The sequence below is a fragment of the Paenirhodobacter enshiensis genome, from assembly GCF_000740785.1.
Lineage (GTDB): Bacteria > Pseudomonadota > Alphaproteobacteria > Rhodobacterales > Rhodobacteraceae > Rhodobacter > Rhodobacter enshiensis.
On sequence record NZ_JFZB01000023.1, the window covers coordinates 1 to 24,544 of the forward strand.

General features: G+C 61.9%; 24 protein-coding genes. 5 read left to right on the forward strand and 19 right to left on the reverse strand.

Annotated elements, in window-relative coordinates:
• Positions 1–164 precede the first annotated feature (164 nt).
• Complete coding sequence (locus tag CG50_RS11295) at positions 165–1,295, reverse strand: Fic family protein (RefSeq protein WP_036638360.1); 1,131 nt, start codon at positions 1,293–1,295, stop codon at positions 165–167.
• 484 nt (positions 1,296–1,779) lie between these two features.
• Between CG50_RS11295 and CG50_RS11300 the strand changes: the two genes are divergently transcribed.
• Together CG50_RS11300 and chrA are read left to right on the forward strand one after the other, a co-directional pair.
• Positions 1,780–2,601: a chromate resistance protein ChrB domain-containing protein gene (locus tag CG50_RS11300; RefSeq protein ID WP_036638362.1), complete on the forward strand. Its 822-nt coding sequence runs from the start codon at positions 1,780–1,782 to the stop codon at positions 2,599–2,601.
• The gene (chrA, locus tag CG50_RS11305) at positions 2,601–3,968 is read left to right on the forward strand and encodes a chromate efflux transporter (protein ID WP_036638364.1); all 1,368 of its coding nucleotides are present in this window, start codon (positions 2,601–2,603) and stop codon (positions 3,966–3,968) included. The genes CG50_RS11300 and chrA overlap by 1 nt, the downstream gene beginning before the upstream one ends.
• 304 nt (positions 3,969–4,272) lie before the next feature.
• Here chrA and CG50_RS11310 read toward each other — a convergent pair whose 3' ends face one another.
• From CG50_RS11310 to CG50_RS17075, 13 genes are all read right to left on the reverse strand, one after another.
• Positions 4,273–4,746, reverse strand: coding sequence for a PTS sugar transporter subunit IIA (locus CG50_RS11310; protein WP_051909926.1), 474 nt, complete (start codon positions 4,744–4,746; stop codon positions 4,273–4,275).
• A gap of 74 nt (positions 4,747–4,820) precedes the next feature.
• Positions 4,821–5,525, reverse strand: a complete 705-nt coding sequence (locus CG50_RS11315; RefSeq protein ID WP_036638366.1) for a response regulator transcription factor — start codon at positions 5,523–5,525, stop codon at positions 4,821–4,823.
• Positions 5,522–8,227 (reverse strand): sensor histidine kinase, encoded by a 2,706-nt coding sequence (locus CG50_RS11320; RefSeq protein WP_036638369.1) that lies wholly within the window; start codon positions 8,225–8,227, stop codon positions 5,522–5,524. The genes CG50_RS11315 and CG50_RS11320 overlap by 4 nt, the downstream gene beginning before the upstream one ends.
• Positions 8,228–8,279: 52 nt before the next feature.
• Positions 8,280–8,834, reverse strand: a complete 555-nt coding sequence (locus CG50_RS11325) for a potassium-transporting ATPase subunit C (protein WP_036638372.1) — start codon at positions 8,832–8,834, stop codon at positions 8,280–8,282.
• Positions 8,835–8,848: 14 nt separating this feature from the next.
• Positions 8,849–10,528, reverse strand: a complete 1,680-nt coding sequence (gene kdpA, locus CG50_RS11330; protein ID WP_211248607.1) for a potassium-transporting ATPase subunit KdpA — start codon at positions 10,526–10,528, stop codon at positions 8,849–8,851.
• Positions 10,529–10,640: 112 nt separating this feature from the next.
• Complete coding sequence (kdpB, locus tag CG50_RS11335; RefSeq protein ID WP_036638375.1) at positions 10,641–12,713, reverse strand: potassium-transporting ATPase subunit KdpB; 2,073 nt, start codon at positions 12,711–12,713, stop codon at positions 10,641–10,643.
• Positions 12,714–12,758: 45 nt separating this feature from the next.
• Positions 12,759–12,914 (reverse strand): hypothetical protein, encoded by a 156-nt coding sequence (locus CG50_RS17065; RefSeq protein WP_161785401.1) that lies wholly within the window; start codon positions 12,912–12,914, stop codon positions 12,759–12,761.
• A gap of 25 nt (positions 12,915–12,939) precedes the next feature.
• Entirely contained in the window at positions 12,940–13,029 is a 90-nt protein-coding gene (locus CG50_RS17525) for a potassium-transporting ATPase subunit F (RefSeq protein ID WP_036638377.1), read from the reverse strand.
• Between the two features lie 362 nt (positions 13,030–13,391).
• Positions 13,392–13,844, reverse strand: a complete 453-nt coding sequence (locus CG50_RS17530) for a PTS sugar transporter subunit IIA (protein WP_161785402.1) — start codon at positions 13,842–13,844, stop codon at positions 13,392–13,394.
• Positions 13,841–14,116, reverse strand: a complete 276-nt coding sequence (locus tag CG50_RS17535; protein WP_161785403.1) for a hypothetical protein — start codon at positions 14,114–14,116, stop codon at positions 13,841–13,843. The genes CG50_RS17530 and CG50_RS17535 overlap by 4 nt, the downstream gene beginning before the upstream one ends.
• A gap of 94 nt (positions 14,117–14,210) precedes the next feature.
• The gene (locus CG50_RS11350; protein WP_036638379.1) at positions 14,211–15,695 is read right to left on the reverse strand and encodes a hypothetical protein; all 1,485 of its coding nucleotides are present in this window, start codon (positions 15,693–15,695) and stop codon (positions 14,211–14,213) included.
• 69 nt (positions 15,696–15,764) lie between these two features.
• On the reverse strand, positions 15,765–16,751 hold the full coding sequence (locus CG50_RS16265; protein WP_081880400.1) for a dihydrodipicolinate synthase family protein: 987 nt from the start codon (positions 16,749–16,751) through the stop codon (positions 15,765–15,767).
• A 205-nt stretch (positions 16,752–16,956) separates the two neighbouring features.
• A complete protein-coding gene (locus CG50_RS17075) occupies positions 16,957–17,214 on the reverse strand; it encodes a transposase (protein ID WP_051909930.1) in 258 nt (85 codons plus the stop codon).
• Between the two features lie 389 nt (positions 17,215–17,603).
• Here CG50_RS17075 and CG50_RS16850 point away from each other — a divergent pair, with 389 nt between their 5' ends.
• The 3 genes from CG50_RS16850 to CG50_RS11370 all read left to right on the forward strand — a co-directional run bounded on the left by CG50_RS16850 (position 17,604) and on the right by CG50_RS11370 (position 20,134).
• Positions 17,604–17,885 (forward strand): hypothetical protein, encoded by a 282-nt coding sequence (locus CG50_RS16850; protein ID WP_152559497.1) that lies wholly within the window; start codon positions 17,604–17,606, stop codon positions 17,883–17,885.
• Between the two features lie 465 nt (positions 17,886–18,350).
• Complete coding sequence (locus CG50_RS16575; RefSeq protein WP_211248608.1) at positions 18,351–19,160, forward strand: histidine kinase; 810 nt, start codon at positions 18,351–18,353, stop codon at positions 19,158–19,160.
• Positions 19,161–19,213: 53 nt separating this feature from the next.
• Positions 19,214–20,134, forward strand: coding sequence for a LysR family transcriptional regulator (locus tag CG50_RS11370; RefSeq protein WP_036638383.1), 921 nt, complete (start codon positions 19,214–19,216; stop codon positions 20,132–20,134).
• On the opposite strand, the gene CG50_RS16580 is transcribed toward CG50_RS11370, so the two are convergent.
• Genes CG50_RS16580 through trbL form a run of 5 tightly spaced genes read right to left on the reverse strand, consistent with a single transcriptional unit; the run spans position 20,118 to position 24,544 of the window.
• Positions 20,118–20,354 (reverse strand): DUF2274 domain-containing protein, encoded by a 237-nt coding sequence (locus tag CG50_RS16580; RefSeq protein ID WP_081880402.1) that lies wholly within the window; start codon positions 20,352–20,354, stop codon positions 20,118–20,120. The two genes, CG50_RS11370 and CG50_RS16580, sit on opposite strands and share 17 nt — an antisense overlap.
• Before the next feature lie 2 nt (positions 20,355–20,356).
• Positions 20,357–21,481 carry a TrbI/VirB10 family protein gene (locus CG50_RS11375; RefSeq protein ID WP_036638386.1) on the reverse strand — a complete coding sequence of 375 codons (1,125 nt, stop codon included), beginning with the start codon at positions 21,479–21,481 and terminating at the stop codon, positions 20,357–20,359.
• A complete protein-coding gene (gene trbG, locus CG50_RS11380; RefSeq protein ID WP_036638388.1) occupies positions 21,478–22,506 on the reverse strand; it encodes a P-type conjugative transfer protein TrbG in 1,029 nt (342 codons plus the stop codon). Before trbG ends, CG50_RS11375 begins: the two co-directional genes overlap by 4 nt.
• Positions 22,503–23,192: a conjugal transfer protein TrbF gene (gene trbF / locus CG50_RS11385; protein WP_036638389.1), complete on the reverse strand. Its 690-nt coding sequence runs from the start codon at positions 23,190–23,192 to the stop codon at positions 22,503–22,505. The genes trbG and trbF overlap by 4 nt, the downstream gene beginning before the upstream one ends.
• Positions 23,189–24,544 carry a P-type conjugative transfer protein TrbL gene (trbL, locus tag CG50_RS11390; RefSeq protein WP_036638392.1) on the reverse strand — a complete coding sequence of 452 codons (1,356 nt, stop codon included), beginning with the start codon at positions 24,542–24,544 and terminating at the stop codon, positions 23,189–23,191. Before trbL ends, trbF begins: the two co-directional genes overlap by 4 nt.

Consider the following 24,544-nt stretch of genomic DNA (forward strand, 5'->3'; position numbering starts at 1 on the left):
CTTTCGAGTCGGAAACGTTGGTTGCGGGGGCGCGCAGCCAACGATACTTGCGATTGGTCGAACGCCAAATCCCCAAACTTGCAGCATAATATAACCTATTGCGCAGCTTTGAAAATCGCTCTTTGAGCGCTCGCAAACTTGCTATCCATACAAGCCCAAACCGTTTAGGTGGCCTTCACCCTCCAGCCCCGCGTTGGCTCAACCAACCTGTAGCTCGAGCTGCGGCCACCGGCGTTTTCCTTCTCAAGCACCCGCCGATCAACAAGGTCCGTGATGTCGCGCAGCGCCGTGTCGGAGGAAACCTTGGTAAGCTTGGCCCATTTCGATGATGTCAGTTTTCCCTCAAAACCATCCAGCAGCCGGTTGATCACCGCGCGCTGACGCTCGCTGAAGATCTCGCCCGCCATGGCCTCCCAAAAGCGTGCCTTGTGCAGGACGTGGCGCAGAACCTCTTCGGTGCCATCGAAGGCCCGGTCCAGGCATCCGAGGAACCAGTCGAGCCATCCGGTGATGTCCAACCCGCCCTTTTGCGTTCTCTCCAGCATCGCGTAGTATTCGGCCCGCTCGCGCCGGATCTGAGCCGACATGCTGTAGAATCGCTGCGAACTCCCCTCAGATCGGGCCAGAGCCATATCGGCGATAGCGCGAGCGATACGGCCATTCCCATCCTCGAACGGATGGATCGTCACGAACCAGAGATGGGCGATGGCCGCGCGGATGACGGGATCCGTGCCATCGCGTCGCTCGAACCAATCCAGGAACGCCGCCATCTCGCCCGGCAAGCGTTCTGCCTCCGGCGCTTCGAAATGCACCCGTTCACGTCCATAAGGGCCAGAAACGACCTGCATCGGTCCGACCTCCGGCGGGCGCCATGCGCCGACAGCGATCCGGGTCATCCCGCTGCGCCCAGTCGGGAACAGCGCGGCATGCCAGCCGAAGAGCCGCTCCACGGTGAGGGGCGCCGCATAGTTCTGCGTGGCATCCAGCATCATCTCGACCACACCCTCGACATCGCGATCGACAGGCGCAAGCGCACCGATCTCCATACCGAGGCGCCGGGCAATGGAGGAGCGCACTTGCTGCTTGTCGAGGCTCTCGCCCTCGATCTCGCTGGACTTCAGGACGTCCTCTGTCAGTGTCCGAAGGACGGCTTCAGCTTGCAGGTCGAAGCCGAGCGCCTCCATCCGTCCGACCAGACGGCCCTGCCTGTGACGAACCGCAGCCAAGGTTGTGCTGATGCTGTCACCTGCCCATGTGAAGCTTGGCCATTCAGCCTGCTGATGGATATAGATCATAATCACCGCTCCTTATGCGGTGATTATGGACGGCAAACGCCGCATGAGCAATGGAAATCCCCGCAAAAATCGCGGCGATTGTGGAGTCTATTCGCCGCAGGTTTCGCGCTAGCTCGTCGGCGTCGTCGGATAGACTTAACCTGCTATCCAAGAAACCGGCAGCAGACCGCCGCTGAGCGAGCCGCTCGTGCATGAAAGGCCCCTCCCTGCAGATTGGGACTATCACCCATGATGATTGTGTATGATTGACCTGATATCTGGGAGGGGAGCGTCTCAGCGGACGCTCCACCTCAAGACGTGGTAGCCAAGCCCAATAGAATCTGAAGCTGCCAGTCGAGCGCGATCGTAGAAATGCTGAACAGGTTCATATGATTGACATCGCGAAAGATTCTTACGAAATTGTCAGCATGGGGATTGCGAGCTCCCCACGAGGCGCCAGCCGAAGATCGCGTTCCTGTTCAACCCCGGCGACGGAGGAACGCACATGCCTGCGCCCAATGCCATTTCATCCGACAAGCTTGCCCGTATCATCGGGACTCCACGCGCACCGCTCCTCCTCGACGTGCGGTCCGAGGACGATTTCGCCGCTGATCCGCGATTGCTCCCCGGCGCGACCCGGGCCGACGACCAGTCGCTGACCGCCCTTGCTCCCCAACTGGGCGGCCAGCCGTCCATCGCTGTCTGCCAGGGCGGCCATCGGCGCAGTCAGGGGACGGCCGCATGGCTGCGCGCCGAAGGCTGCGCGTCGGAGTATCTCGAGGGCGGGTTCGAGGCCTGGCGCTCGGCCGGTCTGCCGCTAATCGATCCGGCCAAGTTGCCCGCGCGCGACGCGCACGGCCGTACCATCTGGGTCACCCGCTCGCGCCCCAAGATCGACCGCATCGCTTGCCCCTGGCTGATTCGGCGCTTTCTCGACCCCCGCGCGATCATCCTGTTCGTGGCGCCCGCCGAGGTGGTGGGCGTTGCCGAACGCTACAACGCGTCGCCCTTCGACATCGAAGGCGTGTTCTGGAGCCACCGGGACGACCTTTGCACTTTCGACGTTATGCTGGCCGAGTTCGGTCTGAGCATTCCCGCGCTCGACCAGCTCGCGACAATCGTGCGCGGCGCCGATACCGCCCGGCTCGACCTCGCGCCCGAGGCGGCCGGTCTGCTTGCCGCATCACTCGGCCTGTCGCGGATGTATTCCGACGATCTGGAGCAGCTGGAGGCCGGGATGCTGCTTTACGACGCCTTCTTTCGCTGGACGCGGGACGCTACCGATGAGACCCACAACTGGCCCACCAACAAGCCGAAGGCAGACTGATGCAGGACCGCACATACCCCACGCTGGCCGCGGCCACCCGCATCTGGGCCCGCATCGGCCTCCTGAGCTTCGGCGGTCCGGCCGGGCAGATCGCGCTCATGCACCGGATCCTCGTCGAGGAGCAGCGGTGGCTGGGCGAGAAACGGTTCCTCCATGCGCTCAACTACTGCATGCTCCTGCCGGGGCCGGAGGCAATGCAGCTCGCCGTCTACATCGGCTGGCTGATGCACCGCACGCTCGGCGGCATCATCGCGGGCGTCCTGTTCGTGCTGCCCGGCGTCGCGGCGATCATGGCGCTGAGCTGGATTTACGCGCTCTTCGGCAATGTCGGCCCGGTCGAGGCGCTGTTCTTCGGGCTCAAGGCCGCGGTGCTGGCCATCGTGGTGCAGGCGGTCATTCGCATCGGCTCGCGTGCGCTCAAGAACGGGGCGATGGTCGCCATCGCCGCCGCCTCCTTCGTGGCGATCTTCGGCTTCGCCATGCCGTTCCCGCTCATCATCCTCGCTGCTGGCCTGATCGGGCTCTTCGGCGCGCGTGCGGGCCTGCCCATATTCTATGGCGGCGGCGGACACGGCAAGGTCGGCAAGGTGCAAGTCGACGACGCCGACACCCTGCTGGGTGAGGAATCGCCGGATCACACGCAGGTCAACCGCGGGTGGGCTTTTCGGATTTCCGGCGTCTTCCTCGTCCTCTGGCTTGCCCCTGTGGCGCTGTTGTTCGCGGCCCTCGGGCCGGAGAACGTGTTTTCGCAGATCGCGGGTTTCTTCAGCGTCATGGCGGTGGTGACTTTCGGCGGCGCCTACGCTGTGCTGACCTATGTCGCGCAGGAGGCGGTGCAGAACTTCGGCTGGCTCGCTCCCGGCGAGATGCTGGACGGCCTCGGCATGGCGGAGACGACGCCGGGGCCGCTGATCATGGTTACGCAGTTCGTGGGCTTCGTGGGCGCCTTCCGCGAGGAAACTGGCCTGTCACCGCTCGCGGCTGGCACGCTTGGCGGGCTGCTGACCACGTGGGTAACATTCACGCCCTGCTTCCTATGGATCTTCCTTGGCGCCCCCTTCATCGAGCGCCTGCGAGACAATGCGGTTCTAACGGCCGCGCTGACCGCCATCACCGCAGCTGTGGTCGGCGTCATCCTGAACCTCGCTGTCTGGTTTGGGCTTCATGTGGTTTTCGATGAGGTGAGGACGATCGCCGCCTTCGGCCTAAACCTCGATGTGCCCGTCTGGCCGTCGATCAATCTGGCGGCTGCGGGGCTGGTTCTTGCCGCGATTGTGGCGGTGTTCGGGTTCAAGCTTGGTCCGGTGACAGTGCTGACTGGCTGTGCGCTCGCAGGCATGGCGCTCGCTGGGTTTAGCTGGAAATGATCCCGTCGGCATGCCGGATAGGTGCGACCAGTTCCAGGAGAAGTCCAAGGCCGTTTACCAGTCCGCATTAGGATGGGCATGTCGAGAACCGGGCCTATGACACGCAACTTTGCAAACTCAGCTCGTCCTGCCAACTGCCGCTATAGAGCGGCGGGGTGGCGACTGGTCGCTAAAGCCATTTTCTGCGACTGCAATGCTGCAAGTTCACATTCGGCCTTCCGCCCCTTTTGGCCTCGGCCGAGGCGCTAAGCTCCGACCGAGAGCTACGCTTACATCCTCTGCATGGTCGCGCGAACAGCCTTATTCAGAGCTCGGTCGGAGGGGGGAGCGCTTCGATTGCCAATGCGGTGATGATCTCGTCTGCAGTTGTGGCCTTGCGCAGCTCTTTCGCCACGTCAGGGCGGCGCAAAGTGCGTGCAACACAGGCCAGAAGTTTCAGTCCGGCTGGCTGATCCGAATCAGGAAACAGGATTGCGCAGACCAGATCGACACCCGCGCCATCGACCGCGTCAAAGGCTAGCGGGCTGCCCAGCCGCACGAAGGTAAGACATGCTGTATCAAGGCCAGCGATCGGCGCATGGGGAACGGCGATCCCGTCGCCAAGGCCCGTGGTACCGAGCGATTCCCGCTTGGCCAGGGCTTCGGCAATGTCGTCCCGTTCCAGACCTGTTACCCCTGCAAAGTGGGCACCGATCAGTCCAAGCAGCTCCTCCTTTACCGATAGGGCGTCAATCAGCAGGACATCTCCTGCGCCGAGCGTGTCAGTGATCTTCATCATGTCGTTTCCGTCGGTTGTTCAGTACCACAGCGGGAGCCGGTTCTTGCCGCTCGCCGTGGCGGCCCTTCAGGCCATCAGACGAGGTCTGCCTCGCGCATCCGGTAGCCCACGCCGGTTTCCGTCATGATGAACCGCGGCGCATCAGGGCTGTCATTCAGCTTCTGGCGCAACTGCCGCACGTAAACGCGCAGATACTGGATATCGGTCACCTCACCCCAGACCTCGCGCAGGAGATGCTGATGCGTAATCACCTTGCCCGCATGCTGCACGAGGATGCGCAGGATGTCATATTCCTTGGGCGAGAGTTTCACCTCCTCGCCGTCGACCTGAACGATACGGCGCACCAGATCGACGCTCAGCGTGCCGCCCCCGGTCAGAAAGACCGGACGCTCGCCTTGCTGGGCCAGCCGGTGGCGTAAGGCCACCCGTATCCTGGCGGCAAGTTCTTTCATCCCGAAGGGTTTGGTCATGTAGTCATCGGCACCAAGTTCAAGGGCCTGTACGATCCCCGTCTCATCGGTCCGTGAAGACAGAACCACCACCGGCAGCTCGATCAATCGCTCGCGCCAGCCATGCAGGATCTCATGACCAGAACGGTCCGGCAGTCCGAGATCGAGGATCGCCAGATCGGGCTTTTCAGCCGCAACCAGCTCATCTGCCTCACGCGCATTGCGGGCCTCGATGATCTGGAAGCCCTCAGCACTCAACCCCACGCGCAAGAGTTTGCGGATCGGTTGCTCGTCATCGACAATCAGGATTTTCACGGCGCCCTGCGTCATGTCTCCTCCTCGGTCTTTTGTGTTTCGGCGACCGGAACGGGAAACCGAATGGTAAATACCGCACCGCTGCGGTCGCGGCGGTTGGCGGCGGTGATGGTGCCGCCCATGGCCTCGGTAAAGCCGCGGCAGATCGCTAGGCCAAGCCCGGTGCCTGCCTGCACATGATCGAGTTTGCGCACCCGGTAGAACATGTCGAAGATGCGCTCGGTGTCGCGTGGCGGGATGCCCGGCCCCTCGTCGCGAAGCTGAAGCACCACCGCGCCGCCATCGCGCCAGGCATCAAGACCGATCTCGCTGCCATGGGGGGCGTACTTAGCAGCATTGTCCAGAAGGTTGAACAGAACCTGTTCCGTCAAGACCGGGTCGAGGCGTAACATCGGCAGATCGGGCAGCACCGAAACCCTGACCTTGTGGCCTTCCAGAACCGGCCGAGCCCGAGTCAGCGTCGCTCCGATGATCTCGTCAATATCCACCAGTGCCGCGTTCGGTTCGGTCAGCCCGGTCTCGATCCGGGTCATGTCCAGCAGATTTCCAATGAAGCGGCTCAGCCTGTCGGTTTCCTGCTCGATGGTCTGAAGCAAATCGTTGCGATCCGCCTCCGGCATGGCTGTGTAATAGTCGCGCAAAGTCCCGGCCGCTCCCTTGATCCCGGCAAGCGGCGTGCGAAGGTCATGGCTGACCGATGTCAGCAGGGCCGAGCGCAGCCGGTCGGCCTCGGCGGCCATCCGGGCACGGTCGAGATCATCAACCAGCTGGATACGCTCGATCGCAAGCGCGGCCAGATCGGCCAGAGCATCGTAAAGACGCTGCTGGTCGGGGGTGAGAAGGGGCCCGGGCTTCTCGCTATCGAGGCCCATGACGCCGATTGTCCTGCGCCCGGTGCGCAAGGGCAGGTAAAGCCGCTTGGCCCCCGGCAGCGTTTCGGCGCCACGGCCGGCGGGGCGGTTGTGCTCCCAAGCCCAATGGGCGGCGGCGATGTCGCGGTCAGCCAGCGTGTCATCTGGTGGAAAGCCCGCGCGCACCGCAACCGTGCTGCCCTCGGGCAGCAGGATCACCGTGTGCAGGTTCAACATTGAGGCAATCTGGTTGACCGACACCCAGAGCACATCATCCAGCGTTCCGGCCACCGCAAGACGTTTGGAAAACAGAAACAGGCTTTCTGTGGTGCGGGCCCGGGCCCGCGCTGCCGATGCCTGGGCATGGACCCGCGCCGTCAGGTTTGAGGTGACAAGAGCCGCGCCGAAGAAGAAGAACAGGGCCACGACGCTTTCGGGGTCACGGATGGTGAAGGTGTAGAGCGGATCGAGGTAGAAGAAGTTGAACACCAGCGCCGCCAGCACCGAGGCGTAGATCGCGGGCCATCTGCCGGCGGTGGCGGCAGAGGCCAGAACCGCCATCAGGAACACGATGGCGATATTGCGGACATCCAGCGCCTGCGAAAGCAGATGGCCAAGGGCCAGCGCCACGCCGACATATCCGGTGGCAAAGAGATAGGGCCGGATAGAGAAAGGCCCCCGATCCATTGCGAGCGCACGCCTTGGGGCAGCTGCTGCAGGTTCGCGCCCGGAAATCACATGGACGCTGATATCGCCCGCGCCCCGGATCAAATCAGCGGAAACCGAAGGCTCGAACCATTCTCGCCAACGTGACTGCTCCACCCGCCCGATGATGATATGATTGAAATTGTTAGAATTTGCGTAGACCAGCACATCACGGGCAACATCCTGCCCCGGGAGAGTGACCGTTTCTGCCCCGAGTTGCTCGGCCAGCCGCATGGTGGCGGCGACACTGTCCTTCTCGGCATCGGACAAGCCCGCAGATTTCGGCACCTCGATATGGATGACCGTCCAGGGACCACGCATCCGGTCGGCCTGGCGCTTGGCATAGCGCACCAGTTCGGGCGCGCGGGCGCTTTCATTGACACAGACCAGAAAGCGGTCGCCCGAAGGCCAGTTGCCCCGGATCGCATTGGCCTGCATGTGATGGAGAAGTTGCTGGTCTACCCGCTGCGCTGTGCGCCGCAATGCCAGCTCGCGAAGTGCCGTAAGATTGCCTGGCTGGAAGTAATTCTTGATCGCACGGCTGGCTGTCTTCGGCAGATAGACCTTGCCCTCGTGCAAGCGCTTGATCAGGTCGTCAGGCGTGATGTCGATGATCTCGATATCATCGGCGCGGTCGATCACCGAATCCGGCACCGTCTCGCGCACCCGGATGCGGGTGATCTTGGCGACCACATCGTTCAGGCTTTCAACATGCTGGATGTTCAGTGTCGAATAGACGTCGATGCCGCTTTCCAGAAGCTCCAGCACATCAAGATAGCGTTTCGGGTGGCGAGAGCCCGGCGCATTGGTATGGGCCAACTCGTCGACCAGAACCAGAGCGGGCTTGCGAGCGAGAATCGCGTCAAGATCCATCTCCTCCAGCCTCTGGCCACGATAGTTAATTTCCTGACGAGGGATGGTCTCGAACCCCATGGTCATGGCACGGGTCTCGGCGCGACCGTGGGTCTCGACCACACCGATCACCACATCGGTGCCCTCACGGCGGCGATTGCGGCCCGATTGCAGCATCTCATAGGTCTTGCCGACTCCGGGCGCAGCGCCAAGAAAGATCTTGAAGCGCCCACGCGTTTCTTGGCGGGCGCGTTCGAGCAGCGCATCGGGTGACGGGCGGATATCCTCGTCTTGGCCGGGATCTGGCATGGTTCGGTTCCTGTCGTTGAACGCGCGCCGGCGAACCGGCGCGCGTCATGGCTCAAAGCTGGTCGAGCGCGATGTTCAGGTCCAGCACATTCACGATACGGCCGGTTCCGAACACGCCACCCGGCAGCGCGCTGTGGCTACGCACCAGGTTTTCCAGAACCGGAACAGCCAATCCACGTGCTTCGGCAACGCGGGCGACCTGATAGAGCGCACCCGCCTCCGAGATATGGGGATCAAGCCCCGCACCCGATGCCGCCGCCAGATCGGCAGGCAGCGGATTGTCGGGTGTTGCGCCATAGGCGGCAACAAGTTCGACGCCGCGATCATGAACCTCGGTGCTGGTCGGCGATTTGTTCGAACCGCCCGCGCCCGCACCGTTGTAGTCCACCGCCGAAGGACGCGGCCAGAAGTAGCCGGGCGTGGTGAAGGCTTGCGCCACCTGGCGCGACCCGATCACGTCGCCCGCCTCATTGGTCAGAAGCCAGCCATTGGCGGTGAAGGGGGTGAAGGTCTGGCCGATAGTCCAGACCACACCCGCATAGCCCACCACGCAGATCGCCATGGTGGCAACCGATACGCGCAGCGAGGCAATAAGGGATTTCAGCATCACGTTCCCCTTTCTCAGTTCATGAACATAAAGTGTTCGGCGATCGGCCCCAGCGTGGCCGCCGGGAAGAAGGTCAGCGCACCGACCACGATCACCGTCACCGCGAGCATGGTGGCGAAAACGCCGCCTTCAACGCTGAGCGTGCCCGACGATTCCGACGCCCGCCGTTTTGCGGCCAGGGAACCCACAATCGCCAGCGGCAGGATGATCGGAATGAACCGTGCAAACAACATCACGAGACCCGTGGCAATGTTCCATGGCACCGTGTTGTCGCCCAGCCCCTCGAAACCCGACCCGTTGTTCGCCGCCGAAGAGGTGAACTCGTAGAGAATTTCAGAGAAGCCATGCGGCCCGATGTTGTTGAGCGTATCCGCTCCCCAGGGCGTGGCAGCAAAGATCGCGGTCCCCACTAGGATCATCGCACCATGCGCCAGCAGCGCAAAGAGCGACAGCTTCACCTCCTTGGCCTCGATCCGCCAGCCCAGATACTCCGGTGTCCGCCCGATCATCATGCCGGCCACAAAGACGGCGACCACGATGTAGAGGAACATGTTGATCATGCCGACGCCAACACCGCCAAAGCTCTCGTTCAGCCACATGCCGACCATCGGCATCAGGCCAGTCATCGGATTGAGACTGTCATGCATCGAGCCCACCGAGCCATTCGAGGTGGCCGTCGTCAGCACTGCCCAGAGCGGCCCACCATTTGCACCAAAGCGTAGTTCCTTGCCTTCGAGGTTGCCGACATCCTGGGTGATCGCGAGGTCGGTGAAGGCCTGGGTCGGTGCTGTCTCAAAGGCGACCGAACCGCTGACCTTGATCAACACGAAGGCCAGCATGACCGCAAAGATGACAAAGCCATGTTTGATGCGGCCGACGATGCGGGCGAACATCCAGACGCAGGCCATCGGAATGATGATCAGCGCCGTCATCTGGATGACGTTGGTCCAGAAGGTGGGGTTCTCCAATGGATGGGTCGAGTTGGGGCCGAAGAAGCCACCGCCATTGGTGCCAAGCTGTTTGATTGTCACGAAAGCCGCTACCGGGCCACGCGCGATGGTCTGCTGAACCCCTTCCAAAGTGGTCGCAATCGCAGAACCCTCGAAGGTCATTGGCAGGCCCCCCAGAACCAGTGCGGTAGCATAGACCAGTGCCACAGGCAGCAGCACGAGGAAGCTGGCACGTTGCAGGTCGACGAAGAAATTGCCGAGGCCTCTGCCCGCCAGCCCGCGCGCCAGAGCTGTAAGCGCCGCAATGCCGGTGGCAGCCGAGACGAACTGCAGCCACATGATCCCGCCCAGCTGGGTGAAATAGCTGTAGGTGCTTTCACCCGAATAGTGCTGGAGGTTCGTATTCGTGGTGAACGACGCCGCCGTATTGAACATCAGGTCCGGCGAGACCGTCCCCATACCGTCCGGGTTGAAGGGCAGCGCGCCCTGGAAGGTCTGGATCAGATAGATCACTGTGAACATGACGATGTTGAACATCAACATCGCAAAGACATAGGATTTCCAGTTCTGCTCCTGCCGGGCCAGCGGCCCAGCAACAAGCTGGAAGGCGCGGGTCTTGTTGCCCGCCAGACCGGCACTTGGCGCTGCCGGATCCATGGCCCATTTCATGTATCGTCCCAGTGGCCAGGACAAAAGCGCCGTGCCCCCGACCACCATGAGAACGAAGAGAATTGCCGTTATCATCTCAGCACCCCCGGATCACGAACGGTCGATGGCATTGGTCATCAGGATCAGCACCCCGAATGCCGCCAGACCGAGAAGAAGATAGAAAAGCACCATTTTTCCCGTGCCTCCGTTACACGAGGCCGACGGCGGAGATGATCACGTCAATCAGCTTGATGCCGATGAAGGGAACCACCAGCCCGCCCAGGCCGTAGATGAAGAGATTGCGGCGCAAGAGCGCATTGGCGCCGATCGCCCGGTAGGTCACGCCTTTCAGCGCAAGCGGGATCAGCGCGACGATGATCAGCGCGTTGAAAATGATCGCCGACAGGATCGCGCTCTGCGGGCTGGTCAACCCCATGATGTTCAACGCCTCAAGCCCGGGGTAGAGCGTGACGAACATCGCGGGGACGATTGCAAAGTACTTCGCCACATCGTTTGCGATCGAGAAGGTCGTGAGCGATCCGCGCGTCATCAGAAGCTGTTTTCCGATGCCCACGATCTCGATCAGCTTGGTCGGATCGCTGTCCAGATCGACCATGTTCCCCGCCTCGCGCGCGGCCACGGTGCCGGTGTTCATCGCAACGCCGACATCGGCCTGGGCCAGAGCTGGCGCGTCGTTTGTGCCGTCGCCGCACATGGCGACCAGCTTACCTTTGGCCTGCTCCTGACGGATCAGGTCCAGCTTGTTCTCAGGCGTTGCCTCGGCGAGGAAATCGTCAACACCTGCTTCGGCCGCAATTGCGGCGGCGGTCATCGGGTTGTCGCCGGTGATCATCACCGTGCGGATCCCCATCTGCCGCAGTTCGGCGAAGCGCTCGCGGATGCCACCCTTGACGATGTCTTTCAGGTAGACCACGCCCAGAAGCTGACCGTTTCTGACTACTGCGAGCGGCGTGCCGCCTGCCTTGGCAATTCCGTCCGCGATGAATTGGATCTCGCGCTTCTTCTCGGTCGAAACCTTGGGCGAAACGCCGGCGGCCCCGGCCAGATCGACGTGTTTCAGAACCGCATCGACAGCACCCTTGCGGATCGCCGTGCCGTCGAAATCGACGCCAGACATCCGGCTTTGCGCGGTGAACGGCACGAAGGTGGCGCCAAGGCTCTGCATGTCGCGCGCCCGGATGCCATATTTCTCCTTCGCCAGAACGACGATCGAGCGACCCTCGGGGGTCTCGTCGGCCAGCGAAGCCAGTTGCGCCGCATCCGCCAGCTCCTGCTCCGTCACACCCCTTACCGGGCGGAACTCGGTCGCCTGACGGTTGCCCAGCGTGATGGTGCCGGTCTTGTCGAGAAGGAGCGTGTCGACATCGCCCGCAGCCTCGACCGCACGGCCCGACATGGCCAACACGTTGAACCGCACCAGCCGGTCCATGCCGGCGATGCCGATGGCCGAAACCAGCGCCCCGATGGTGGTCGGGATCAGTGTCACGAATAGCGCCACCAGCACGATGACCGGCACATGACCACCCGCGTAAGAGGCGAAGGCCGGGATGGTCGCGGTCGCCATGACGAAAATCAGGGTAAGACCGGCAAGAAGCACATTCAGTGCGATCTCGTTCGGGGTCTTCTGCCGTTCGGCGCCTTCGACCAGCGCGATCATCCGGTCGATGAAGGTGGAACCAGCCGCGGCAGAGATGCGCACCTTGATCCAGTCGGACAACACCTGAGTGCCGCCGGTAACGGCCGAACGGTCGCCACCGGATTCACGGATCACCGGGGCGGATTCGCCGGTGATTGCAGCCTCGTTGACCGAGGCCACACCTTCGACCACCTCACCGTCCGAGGGGATGATGTCGCCCGCCTCGACCAGAACAATATCGCCGACCTTCAGACTTTCACCAGGCACATCGCGCCATTGGGTAGCATCCGTACCTGCCAGAAGCTTTGCACTGGCGTCCGTTCGGGTCTGCCGGAGCGACGCGGCCTGTGCCTTCCCGCGGCCTTCGGCGACAGCTTCCGCAAAGTTCGCAAACAGAAGCGTGAACCACAGCCACAAAATGATCTGGAACGAAAAGCCGAGTCCCTCTGCTCCGGTCACCAGGTCCTTCAGAAAGAGAACGGTACAAAGCACCGAGACCACGGCCACGACGAACATGACCGGGTTCTTTGCAAGCACCCGTGGATCGAGTTTTTTAAAGGCACCGCGAAAAGCGGGCCCAAGAATGCGGGCGTCGAACATGCCCGCTGGTTTCGACTGGCTCATCAGAGACTCCAGTATTGGTTTTTTCTGATAACGAGGCGCGGGCGGCTAGTGCAGGCCCGCCAAGCGCAGGGCAGCAAAGACAACCAGCAGCAGTACGCCACAAACAAGGATTGCGCCGAGGATCAGATCGGTCCCCGGTAGCTCCCGCTTTTGTGCATAGTGCTGCCAGCGCGCCCTCGCCTTGACGATCAGCCAACCCATCACGCTGCTCTCCGAGATTCTGCGCTCAGAAGCGTTCGGGATGCAAAAGCGCGTAGATCAGATAGAGAGTGACAAAGAGTGTCACGCCACCACCCAGGACATATTCAACAACCATACCCCATCCTTTCCGGTTGCGGGTCCGACGCCCGCAAGATTGCGATCGGGGCGCAGGGCACCCGCGTGGGGACCGAACGCTCACGTTCCCGAGATCGCGCAAAAGGCATGAGGGTTTCGATTGGGGAGGAAGGGCTAAGAAATAGGAAACTTATAAGGATACCGTTCGGACGCGACGGACGATCAACCCCTCGACGCGATCGTCCTACTGCTAACCCCGCCCGGCAAGGAGGGCGATCACCACGCGCTCATCTCGCCCGTTGCCCGATGGTGCCGCGAGCCACAGGTGCTGGACCGCCTGCGGGCGATGACGACGCGCTCCGAGTGCTTGCTCTGGATTGGCCGGCGGCCCCGGAGCGAACCCTATCTCACGCCGATAGTGAAAGCGGAGGTCAGGTAGGCATGGACACCTTGGCGATCCTGGCCTCGGCGGATCGCGCGCTGCACCTCGGCCCTGCTCAGGATTGCAGCAGCCCATCGCAAAGTCGAAAACACTTCGCGCTGCTGCTCCGCCGGGAAGAGAAGGGTGAAGACAATATCCACCGCCGTTCGGTCTTCGGCATCGAAAGCAACAGGGCGACGAAGATGCAGCAACAGCGCAATCGGCGCCGGCGCATGATCAACCCTTGCATGGGGAAGCGCGACGGATTGCCCGATCGCGGTCGGGCCGAGCGACTCGCGCCAAAGCGGCCCTTCAAGAACCCTGTCTCGTGGCAACCCTGCCGCATCGGCCGCAAACGCAGCGGCAGGATGGAACAGTTCCCCCGTGTTGTCACAGTCCACCTGCAGAAGGATTTGATTGGGATTGTGTATCACGAGGCGCCATCGTCCATCGTCATACCACCGGAGGGGCTCAGCATCTCCAGTGAGACGCGGCCGTTTTTCATCTGGAAGTAGAGACGATACCCCCCTCGCATCAAACCATATGCACGGGCTGCTGCCATCGCCATCGCCCGATCCGGGTAGCGAGTATCATCGCGACGACCTTCGATATGGAGGTACCACTGATAGTCGGAGGCAAGATACACCCAGAGCACGGCGGAGGGGTGCCTTGATCCATCGCGAGAGGCCATCGTTTGGAAAATCATGCCTTGCCCATGCCGAAATCGGTATCAGTGTTTCTGGCATGCCCCCGCATATGAATTCGATGCGGGAGCCGCGTTCAGGAAATAGGAATGGCGCCTATTGCGCGGCGACCACCTTTTCCGTGCGGAACGCCGGTTTGGTGCTTTCAACCGGCCTACGCAGCGTCGCAACGCCCTGCTTCACCCGATGCATGGGCAGGGCGTGACAGCTCTTGCGGAAGTAGACGATCTCCAGAAGCGTGGGCCAGATTTCCAGGGACGAACGGATCAGGCGCACCTCGTCATCAACGATGCGGCTGACATTCTGCTGGAAGAAATCGGGTTCGAAGTCATAGAAGGTGCGCTCCAGCGTGGCAGCAAAATGCGCCAGCGCCCGTCGGCGCTCGTCGCTCTGCGCCGCATCTTCGGCATTCTGAACCTTGGCATGCAGCCGCCGCACGGCGTCGAGCATCGTCTGGCTGTCTTCGATGCTGACCGATCCGTCGTAGTCGAAACCGATGCCGGTCTCATCGATCTTGCGAATCGTGGTGCGGATCTTCTGCTTCAGCAGCGAACAGATCGATTCGTTCAGCAGTTCGGCGGCCAGCGGGGCACGCATGTAATTGTTCTTTATGTGGGTCTGGGCAGAATCCACATGCGCAGCGGCAAAGCCGGGCTGCTGGATCCAGAGCCGGTAGATATAGTCCTCGAACCGCAAGCGGGTCGGAAAGAAGGGCGGCAAGCCTGTAGTGTTGTCATAGCCTGCCACGCCGCAGTCCATGCGCCAGTTCAGAGTGGTCACGCATGGGCGGAAGTTCACCAGCACATAGTGGTCGTTCAGTGCCTCGGCATCCTGGCGGTCGTTGTCCTCGATGAAGAGGTCGATGTAGTCGGCCGCGTCGATGTCGTTCGTGCCAGTGCGGAAGGTCTGGGCCATCTTGACGATGGCGTTCCTCGAGACCTTTCCTTCTTGCAGGAACAGCGAATTCTCCCGCGCAAGGCCGAGAGACGTATTGTTCTCCAGGTCCATTGCGGTGTCGCTGAGGAATTCGCCGCGTTCATAGTTCGGCGGGGCCTCTGAGACCGTCTTGCCCAGGATGTCGCGGAAGGACTGCAGGATATCGAACGACTTGCGCGTATGGCCGTTGGCGCCGCGTGAGATCAGCTTGCCGCGGCTGATCTCATGTTCGCCAAGGCTCTCCGGGCTATCCTCGATCAGCGCATAGGGGCGCATGTCGTCGTCCGCGCTGACCATATGTTCGCCCAGCGAATACATCAGCGTGAAGTTCCGGTTTCCACCGTAGGAGGGACGAAACAGGTTGCGCACCAGCATGTCCAGCTTGCGGTCGCGCAGCCGCTTGCAGATGTAGGAGATGAATTCCTCTTTCTCATCGGGACCGATGTAGAACAGCTCGTTATGCGTCTTCGTCCGTTCGAGAAGCTCGAAATACTTGCCATGGCTGGCTTTCGAGGAATCGTCGAAGACATAGATTGGCGCTGTCTGCCCCGATCGTCGGAAATTCTCGTCATAGGCCTCGACGGTCTCGCCCACGTCACGCAGGCGATAGGTCGGGATCACGAATTGCAGGGGTTTGTCCGTCATGGAACCGGTTCTCTGGTGGTTGATGAGAAGGATTGAGGCACCGCAGGTCACGCCGGCAGTGCCAGCAGGTCAGGCGGCGCGATTGCCGTCATGAAATTCACGCAGTTCCAACCGGATGCGCCACTGCGCGCCAAGCTCGATGCTGGGCAGGGGCGCACGCACGTCGGCAGTCAGCGGATAGTCGAATGCCATCGCCGTTTTCAGAGTCGAGATGCGGGTTGCTCCGGCAAATCGCTGGCTGAGCCCGCGCAGCGATCGGTATGTTGTCCAAGCTTCGTCCAGCCGCCCCGATACGAACAGGTCATAGGTTTCGCAGAGGGCGCAGGCGACGACATTAGCCATGGGCAATACGCCGCCATGTGCGCCGACCTGAAGGGCGACAAAGAACCAGTCCTCGCTGCCACAAAGGATGCGCGGTCCGTTCATTTCGCTGAGGGGCGACAGGTTTTCCAGCGCCTTGCCTTCCAGCACGACCGCTGGAAAGCGGCCGGTCCGAAACAGCCGGGTCAGGATATCGGGCGTCAGCCCATGGTCGCCGCGACTGTGTCGGTCAGACAGCACGAGCGGTTTGTCGGTCGCGTCCGCCGCCGAGAGGAAGTGATCCATCAGCCTGTTGCGTCCTGGGCGGGTTTGTTCGGGCACAGACAGGACAAAGCCCGCAACCGGCAGGTGGAACTGCGCGACCTCGCGCGCCGTTGCGCATGCATCGCCGTCGTGGATACCGACAAGCACCGGCACCGCGCCCGAAGTCGCCTCGATCACGGTTTCCGCGATGCAGAGCCTTTCCCGCAGCGAAAGGCTCTCGATCTCTCCGGTTTGCCCCGCCGCTACGAACCCCTGCACTCCACTTTGCGCCAGACAGAGTGCGATTGCCCCAAGCGCGTCGTGATCCACCTCGCCGTCCCGAAAAGGGGTTACGAGCGGGCACCAGACCCCTGAAAAGCTCTCCTTTTCCTGCGGCTTTGCCACTACTTTCAGGGCCTCCGCCTGTCCGGATGGGAGGCAACGATGCAGTACGGGACGCGCATCCTCCCCCTTTGTGTTGTATCGCAGCATGATATGTCCTCGTGCTGTTTACAGGTCCGGGAAAACTAGCGGCGGCGACATAGGGCTTCGAGATGGCGGCGGAGGCGATCTCATAAGCGACGCGTAGGATTCTGGACTATGGTCTGTGGATATTCGTGGTTTCCACACCGGTTGATTTCTGATTCAAGGTCTCGAAAGCGAGGGATGAATGGACTAGGTTCCCTGCCTACTAATTTCAGATCCAGAAGATGATGATTGCGGCGAGGATGATTGTATTGAGGAAGATGTCACCGCATCGCTCATAGCGGATAGCAATGCCGCGCCCGTCCGTCAGACGGCCGAAGTCATTCTCGATGTGATATCGCTTCCAGAAGGGCCGCTTGTTGTATCTGGCCGGTTTTTTGCACTTCTTCCGAGGCGAGATGCAGAGGCGAATGCCACGGTCCTTGAGGCCATCCAGAAACAAGTCGGCATCATGCACCTTGTCGCCCACGAAGCGCTTGACTGTAGGACTATGACTTCGCCGGAAATTCCTATGGCGAGCTGATGTCTTAGACGGTTTCTGCCAATCGAAAGAAAACGCCAACTTGGCACAGGATCGTCCTCGGCCACGCAATTTGTCGCGCGGTGAGAAAACGAAGAGGAACCGATCATGTATGGACGGCTCGGCTACTATTATCACCAGGCTCAGGACCAGATACGTCAGGGGCAGGCGGATACGAGCGCAGCGCGCGCCCCTGTGCGCACCAAAGTTGCAACCGCCAACACGCGGTCTCGCAGCGCTTGGATAGGCTTGGGCGCTCTGATCGGGGCCCTAGGCTCTGCCGGGATCTTTGCTTGGTTCGTCGGGCTGTGAGGACGGGAAACGCTAAGAGCTACACCATGCGCGAGGAACACCGGCCGCCCGAAGGTTTCCGCTTTGCGATCGGCAAGGACCGGCAGGGCCGCTGGCTTCTGCGCGATCGACTGGGCCTGGTCGATGGTAATTTCCACGACCGGGCCCGGGCAATCGACTGCGCGCTACGCCAGAGTGATCGGCAACCGATGCAGGTCTATTGCCTGCCGGATGAACGGATCGAAATGGCGGAAGAGCTATTTCCAAATCCCTGGCGAACCCATGTGGCTGTAGCAGAGGGACCGGACAGTGACATAGCGAAGGATTAGAAGTGATCCCAAGAGGCGGTTGGGCGGTTTCGGCTCCAAACGGACCCAGATCGCTCAATCGCACCTAGGCGCACCATTCTCCGGCAAATTCCTGCCGACATCAGCCTTGTCTTTATAGAATTTTTATATTCGACGGGTTCGTGCCACCTCGCATTCCTATGCGGGAATGTAGAAAACTGAGCGACGAAGACAGGCCAGTGATCTTGCCCGTCCCGTTCATGAGTGGTCGAAACGGCTAGTGCTGCGAAACCTTTGCGAAACCTTAAGGATATGTCCCCCGATGCCGGATGCGGTCAGCGACGACAATCGCCCCTCGCCCAATGCGCTTGTGGAGAAAGCAGCACAAGAAGTGTGCGGGCAGATGAAGGTTTTCCTAGGCGCTGCTTCGGATGCCTGAAAGGCGTGGGAGATGGTGCAATCAGGGCGCCCGCTGCATGCAGATGGCTTGGATGTGGTGATCGGTGTATGGGAAAGCATGGCCGCGCGGAAACCACCTCACTGGTCGAGGGCCTTAATGTGATTGCGCAGCGGATCATCGACTACCGGGGACAGAAGCTAGACGAGATGGACCTCGATGCGATCACCGCCCCTGCGCGCCCGCTGGTTCTGATGGATGAACTTACCCATACCAACGCGCCTGGCTCGCGGCATCCGAAACGCTATCTCGACGTGCAGAAACTGGTGGAGCGGGGGATCGACGTCTCCACAATGCGGAACATCCAGCATGTGGAACGCCTAAACGACGCAGTGGCCCAGATCGCCCGCATCCGCGTGCTTGAGACGGTGCCGGATTCGGTGCCCGACCGCACCGTCGATATCAAGATCATCGACACCACGCCTGCCGATCCGATGGAGAGGCTGCACGAAGGCAAGTTCTATCTGCCGAAGACCGCGCAGCGCGCGATCAACAACTATTTCTCCCCCAGCAACCTGAAATGCGGGTCAGGTCGTCAACCATCAGCACCTGTTGAAGCGGGTCTGAATCGACAATACCGAGGTGCAATAACAGTGCGTCTGTGTCCGTCAGCTTCGATGAAATTTCGACGAATGCCTGGCATGCAAATATCAAATAATAATCTGCATGGTGGTCGGTGCTGCCATCCTATCTGGCGGAAGACTATGACGATAGTTTTTTCTGCTGAGGCGATGGATAAAAGCTCAGTATCGCAAGTGCAAACAGGAGAGGGCGGTGACAGGAATTTTTCTGATCCTGATTGCTTGCCATTTCTCAGCAGCGTTGCCCTTGGTCACCCTATTCATAAAAGTGGTTTTTGATGCAGTAGGCATCTTAGTTTTGGCTTGCTGTGCTTCTGGAGTTCCGATGCGATATGAAGGAAAAAGTTTATGGGCTCCACAACTATATTGAGCTGCGTCATCTTCGCCATTTCGTTGCCGCAGCGGAGCATGGCAGCTTCAGAAAAGCAGGGGCCGCGCTCGGATTGTCACAATCGGCGATTAGCAGATGTATAGCCGAACTCGAAGATCAGATCGGCGCCTCCCTATTTCATCGACACACATGGGGTGTATCCCAGACTTTTGCGGGACAGCAGTTCCTCAATACCGCCCGTAATACTCTCAGGATGGTTGGCGAAGGTGCCCACGATGTTTCCGCTGCGGGTCGAGGCGAGAGCGGCTGCGTGAGGATCGGCATCTATTCCTCGACTGCTTCGGGCTTTCTCACCGACTTGTTACGAAGATATGGTGAGCGCCACAGAAATGTGCGGATCGAGATGATCGACGGAGCTGCCTATGAGCATGTTGCCGCGATCCGACGTTTGCGCCTCGATGTCGCATTCCTCGCAGGGGAGCGAGATTGGTCCGATTGTGAGCGCACGCAGTTATGGTCTGAGCATGTCTTCGTTGCCATGCCAGATTGCCACCCCCTCGCAACCTGCGATTCATTGGCATGGTGCAATTTGATTCGTGAGAACTTTATCGTCAGCGCCATCCCACCGGGGGACGAGGTTCACGCCCATCTCGTGCGCGAGTTGGCGGGTGCAGGTGAAAGGCCCTGCATTGAGGTACAATCAGTCGGACTGGACAATCTTTTGGCCTTGGTTGCGCTAGGAAGAGGCCTGACACTGGTATGTGAGGCGATGACCGTCGCGAAGTTCCCCGGTGTGAGCTACCGCCCAATCATCGACGAGATCCTTTCATTTTCGGCCGTCTGGTCAGCCAACAACGACAACCCCGCATTCAGGCGACTGCTCAGCCTTGCGAAGATGATAGCCGTCAGACCGACCCTTTAGTTGCCGGACCAGAACGCCGCGCCTTAGCAAAGCCGCGATCCGTCGCGATGAAACGTTCCAGCATCGGGATGACCAGTCGTATCGGCTCGACCGGAGGAGACCCGGGATCGGCCAGTAGGCGGCCGTATTCTACAAGGCTTCGGTGCAGTTCTGCCGGCAGTTCCACCGTCAATTTGACTGGCTTGTCGTCGGAAAGCGGCCCGAGTTTCAGCTTGGTCATGGTCAACCTCCTGCCGGTTCGAATACAAGATCGCGCGTCACGATTATCCTGACCGGAAAGCCGGGCCGGATGGTCAGCGTGGGCGCGACCTGCAACTGTCTTTGCACGATCTGCTGGCCTGCCTGATTGATGGTATCCTGAGCGCCATCGCGGATGGCGCGGACCAGCCGGTCCTCATCGCTAGAGGCGAGCTCGGACCCTACTGCGAGCAGCGTGGACAGGCCCGCCGCCCGCATCAGATCCCACCAATGGTAATCGACACCATCTTCAAGGCCCGCGTAGCCGCTGGCATCCGCGCCCGGCAGGCGCTCAAGAACGATCGACCGGCCACCGGGGAGGATCAGCCGGTTCCAGACCAGCAGAACCCGGCGCTGGCCGAAGGACACATCGTCATTATACTGGCCGATGATGCGGGTACCTTGCGGGATCAGGAGCAGCGCCCCGGTGGGGCTGTCATAGACGTTTTCCGTCACCTGCGCGGTGATCTGGCCAGGAAGATCCGAGCGGATGCCGGTGATCAGCGCGGCCGGGATGACGGCCCCGGCCTGAAGGATGTAGGGCGATGCTGGCGGGGCGACTCGATCCGGGGAAGTGGTCTGACGATCCACCGAGCCTCCGAGGAAGGCGCTCGCGCGATCCAGCGGCCCGGCAGCTCCTCCGACGTCGAGCCCTCCAAGCCCGAGCGCCCCGGGTCCCGTTGCGGCACTAGCCCGCGGGCCGATCTGGAAGAACACATTGCTCAGCCGGGCGGCTTCTTCCTCGGCAAGACGGCGTTGTTCCTCCGGATCGACTGTCGGGGTGGTGATGGGTGGAGGAACAACCGGCTGCCCCCGGCTCTGCGCCTCCAGGATCGGTCGCCCGAGATCGCCGGGTAATGCCGGCCCAAGAACAGGGCCGGTATAGTCGCGTGGCAGGCCAGCGAGACCATCGGCTGTCGGGCGATTTTCGGTCGAATAGAGCTCCCCACCGCCCTGCCCCGCATCGCGGGTCTGAAGGGCGTAGATCAGCGCGCCGCCGATGCCGAGCAAGGCAACGGCACCAACGCCCGCCAGCATCTTGCGCGACAGACGGGTGACGCGGGGGGCTTCGGCACGTAGCCGCATGGATGAGGTGGCGTTCTCGCTCATGTAGGCGATCCTCCCGCCGTTGGCGCAGATGTCGCGGCCTCAGCCTGCGTCGGTTCGATACGGACGATCCTGACGACCTGCTGGCGATTGCCGCTGCCAAGACGCAGTTCGGCCGCGCCGAACAGGCGGTCCACGATCAGGACGTTCTGATGGACACGGGTGTTGACGATGTGCGGCTCGCCATCGCTGCCCAGCACAAACAACGGTGGCATCTCGCCGTGAACGATCCCGCGCGGGAAGACGACATAGACGCGGCGACCATCGTCGAAGACGGCAACCGGCCGCCATGGCGGGCTCTCGCCCGGAAGCTGCAAACCGTAGCGATAGTTGCGGGCGGACTCGGCCGGAATGACCGGAGCAGCCGGCACAATTGGACGCTGGCCCGGCGGCGGTGCGGGATAGGACCAGGCCACGGCAGGCATGTAGAGCGCCTCCCGGGCGCGCAGTTCGATCATATAGATGCGGCGGTCAGTGGTGATGACGAGGTTGGTGGATATATCGGGCCGTGTCGGCTTGACGAGGATCTGGACCCGGCGGTTCGCCCCACTGCCGCTCTCGGTATCGCCAATAACCCAGCGGGCGGTATCGCCAGCGGCGATCGGCCCTGCCCCGGTCAGGCTCTCGCCCGGCTCCAGTGCAATCGTGGTGATCTGCCCGACTGCGGCATAAACCTGATAGAGCGCACCTTCGCTCCAGGGATAGATCTGGATGGCGTTGTAATAGCCTTCGCGGCGCGGCTCGACCCGGGCAGCCGCATTGGCATTCCCGACCCGACCATCCGGCGTGCCGGCGGCGGTGCCGCCGCGCGCCACCGTCCAAGCTGGCGGCACATGCAGGGGCCGGGGTCTCTCGTCCGCCACAGCGGCCGGCACCGTGGCCGTCGGCGGCACATCGTCATCATAGCTGAACTGCGGCACCCGGCTCGTGGCACATCCCGCCAGCAGGCAGGCGGACAGCAGCATAGCCGCAACAGCGGGTTTACGGAAAGTCGGAACTGCGGCTTTGCAAGACAGCACCGGGGTCATTGGCTCATCTCCCGCGACCATGATATTGCGTTGACGTAGATCCCGAGCGGATTGGCGCGCAGCCGCTCGGCGTCCCGCGGGGTCTGGATCACGATGGTCAGGATCGCGGTCCAGCGCTCAGTGGTGGATAGCTGGCCGCTCTCGAAATGCCGCTCGGTCCAGGCAACGCGGAAACTGTCCGGCGAGGCCCGGATGACCGAGGAGACCTCGACCGCTACCTGCTGGCGACCGACGCGGGTGAAGGGATCATTTGTGCGGGCATGTTCGTTGAGCGCCGCCGCGCCTCGATCCGTGGTGAACTCATAGGCGCGCAGCCAGTTCTGGCGCACGATGATGGCGTCCGCCGGGATTGCCCGGACTTGCTCGATGAAGCGGCCGAGGTGGAAGGCGATTTGCGGATCGGTCGGACGATAGTCGGCGGTGGCAGGTGCGACGGTTTGGGCCTGGCCGAGAGCGTCGACCTGCACCACCCAGGGCACCACGGTCCCGCGCGCCGATTGCCAGACCAGCGCCGAGGCGAAACCGGCCGAGAGGATCAGGCAGCCGAAGGCCATATAGCGCCAGTTACGGGCCTGAACCCGGGCCGAGCCGATGCGTTCATCCCAGACCTGTGCGGCCTTCTGATAGGGCGTCTCTGGTTGCGGCACCTTGCCGAAATGGGTGGATGGACGTTTGAAAATGTTCATATGCGGTCACTTTCGGAAAGGCTGATCGAGGAACCGCCGCCACGGCTGTCGCCGGACCGGACGGCATGGGCGGCGACCCTGACGCCTTGGCTCAAGGCGCGGCTGCGCTGCATGAGCTGTGCCCAGGCGGGCGGGCCACCGGCTGGGGCCGGGGCATCGGGTGCGGATGGCGCGCCACCAACAGTTCCCATCGAGGTGATGCCGCCGGTGGCGGCGAACCCGCCCCGCACCCCTCCCGCATGGCTGGATTTGACGCTCTCGGCGGAACTGGAGGCGGCACGTTTCAGGGGCGATACGGCGGCCGACGCGCCGGCCCGGGCAACACCACCGAGACCCGCAGCAACACCCGCACCGCCGGACGCGCCCATCGATCCCAGGGTATAGGCAGAGGATGCGGCGCCAGCGGCAGAGGCCCCGCCACGTGCCAGGGCCGCACCACCGGAAAGGGCAGCGCCGCCGCCCCGGGCGGCCAGCATGGTCGCGCCGCCAGCGGCAACGGCAGCCCCGCCAACTGCGAGGCCGGTTCCGACAGCAGCGCCGGCGCTCAGCTGGGGACCACCAGAGACAAGACCGGAGGCGATGCCGGGTCCGAAGATGCCGAGACCGAGAAGGGAAAGGGCCGCCAGCACGATGGCCATGGCGTCGTCGATGGTCGGTGTCGCGCCACCGAACCCGGCGGTGAACTGGCCGAACAGGGTCGAGCCGATGCCGATGATCACGGCCAGCACCAGCACCTTGATGCCGCTGGAGACGACATTGCCCAGCACCCGCTCGGCCATGAAGGCGGTCTTGCCGAAGAGGCCGAAGGGGATCAGCACGAAGCCCGCGAGCGTGGTCAGCTTAAACTCTATCAGCGTGACGAAGAGCTGTACGGCGAGAATGAAGAAGGCGAGGATCACAAGCGCCCAGGCGAAGAACAGGCAGAGGATCTGCACCAGATTCTCAAAGACCGCGATCCAGCCCATCAGGTCGGAGATGGAGTCGAGCAGCGGCCGCCCGGCGTCGAGGCCGATCTGGGCGACACGACCCGGACGCAGGAGATCAGCCGCCGAGAACCCGGTGCCGGAGGCCATGAGGCCGAGACCGGCGAAGCTCTCGAAGACGATCCGGGCGAGATTGTTCCAGTTGGAGATGATATAGGCGAAGACCCCGACGAAGATGGTTTTCTTCACGAGGCGGGCCAGGATGTCGTCATCGGCACCCCAGGCCCAGAACAGCGCCGCGAGCGTCACATCGATGACGATCAGCGTTGTGGCGATGAAGGCGACCTCGCCACCCAGCAGGCCGAAACCCGAGTCGATATAGCTGGTGAAGATGCCGAGAAAGCTGTCGATGACCCCGGTTCCGCCCAT

Coding starts and splice junctions, on each gene's coding strand:
- CG50_RS11295 (WP_036638360.1), bottom strand. CDS start 1,295: ATGATCTATATCCATCAGCAGGCTGAATGGCCAAGCTTCACATGGGCA.
- CG50_RS11300 (WP_036638362.1), top strand. CDS start 1,780: ATGCCTGCGCCCAATGCCATTTCATCCGACAAGCTTGCCCGTATCATC.
- chrA (WP_036638364.1), top strand. CDS start 2,601: ATGCAGGACCGCACATACCCCACGCTGGCCGCGGCCACCCGCATCTGG.
- CG50_RS11310 (WP_051909926.1), bottom strand. CDS start 4,746: ATGATGAAGATCACTGACACGCTCGGCGCAGGAGATGTCCTGCTGATT.
- CG50_RS11315 (WP_036638366.1), bottom strand. CDS start 5,525: ATGACGCAGGGCGCCGTGAAAATCCTGATTGTCGATGACGAGCAACCG.
- CG50_RS11320 (WP_036638369.1), bottom strand. CDS start 8,227: ATGCCAGATCCCGGCCAAGACGAGGATATCCGCCCGTCACCCGATGCG.
- CG50_RS11325 (WP_036638372.1), bottom strand. CDS start 8,834: ATGCTGAAATCCCTTATTGCCTCGCTGCGCGTATCGGTTGCCACCATG.
- kdpA (WP_211248607.1), bottom strand. CDS start 10,528: ATGATAACGGCAATTCTCTTCGTTCTCATGGTGGTCGGGGGCACGGCG.
- kdpB (WP_036638375.1), bottom strand. CDS start 12,713: ATGAGCCAGTCGAAACCAGCGGGCATGTTCGACGCCCGCATTCTTGGG.
- CG50_RS17065 (WP_161785401.1), bottom strand. CDS start 12,914: ATGGGTTGGCTGATCGTCAAGGCGAGGGCGCGCTGGCAGCACTATGCA.
- CG50_RS17525 (WP_036638377.1), bottom strand. CDS start 13,029: ATGGTTGTTGAATATGTCCTGGGTGGTGGCGTGACACTCTTTGTCACT.
- CG50_RS17535 (WP_161785403.1), bottom strand. CDS start 14,116: ATGATTTTCCAAACGATGGCCTCTCGCGATGGATCAAGGCACCCCTCC.
- CG50_RS11350 (WP_036638379.1), bottom strand. CDS start 15,695: ATGACGGACAAACCCCTGCAATTCGTGATCCCGACCTATCGCCTGCGT.
- CG50_RS16265 (WP_081880400.1), bottom strand. CDS start 16,751: ATGCTGCGATACAACACAAAGGGGGAGGATGCGCGTCCCGTACTGCAT.
- CG50_RS16850 (WP_152559497.1), top strand. CDS start 17,604: ATGCGCGAGGAACACCGGCCGCCCGAAGGTTTCCGCTTTGCGATCGGC.
- CG50_RS16575 (WP_211248608.1), top strand. CDS start 18,351: ATGGGAAAGCATGGCCGCGCGGAAACCACCTCACTGGTCGAGGGCCTT.
- CG50_RS11370 (WP_036638383.1), top strand. CDS start 19,214: ATGAAGGAAAAAGTTTATGGGCTCCACAACTATATTGAGCTGCGTCAT.
- CG50_RS16580 (WP_081880402.1), bottom strand. CDS start 20,354: ATGACCAAGCTGAAACTCGGGCCGCTTTCCGACGACAAGCCAGTCAAA.
- CG50_RS11375 (WP_036638386.1), bottom strand. CDS start 21,481: ATGAGCGAGAACGCCACCTCATCCATGCGGCTACGTGCCGAAGCCCCC.
- trbG (WP_036638388.1), bottom strand. CDS start 22,506: ATGACCCCGGTGCTGTCTTGCAAAGCCGCAGTTCCGACTTTCCGTAAA.
- trbF (WP_036638389.1), bottom strand. CDS start 23,192: ATGAACATTTTCAAACGTCCATCCACCCATTTCGGCAAGGTGCCGCAA.
- trbL (WP_036638392.1), bottom strand. CDS start 24,544: ATGGGCGGAACCGGGGTCATCGACAGCTTTCTCGGCATCTTCACCAGC.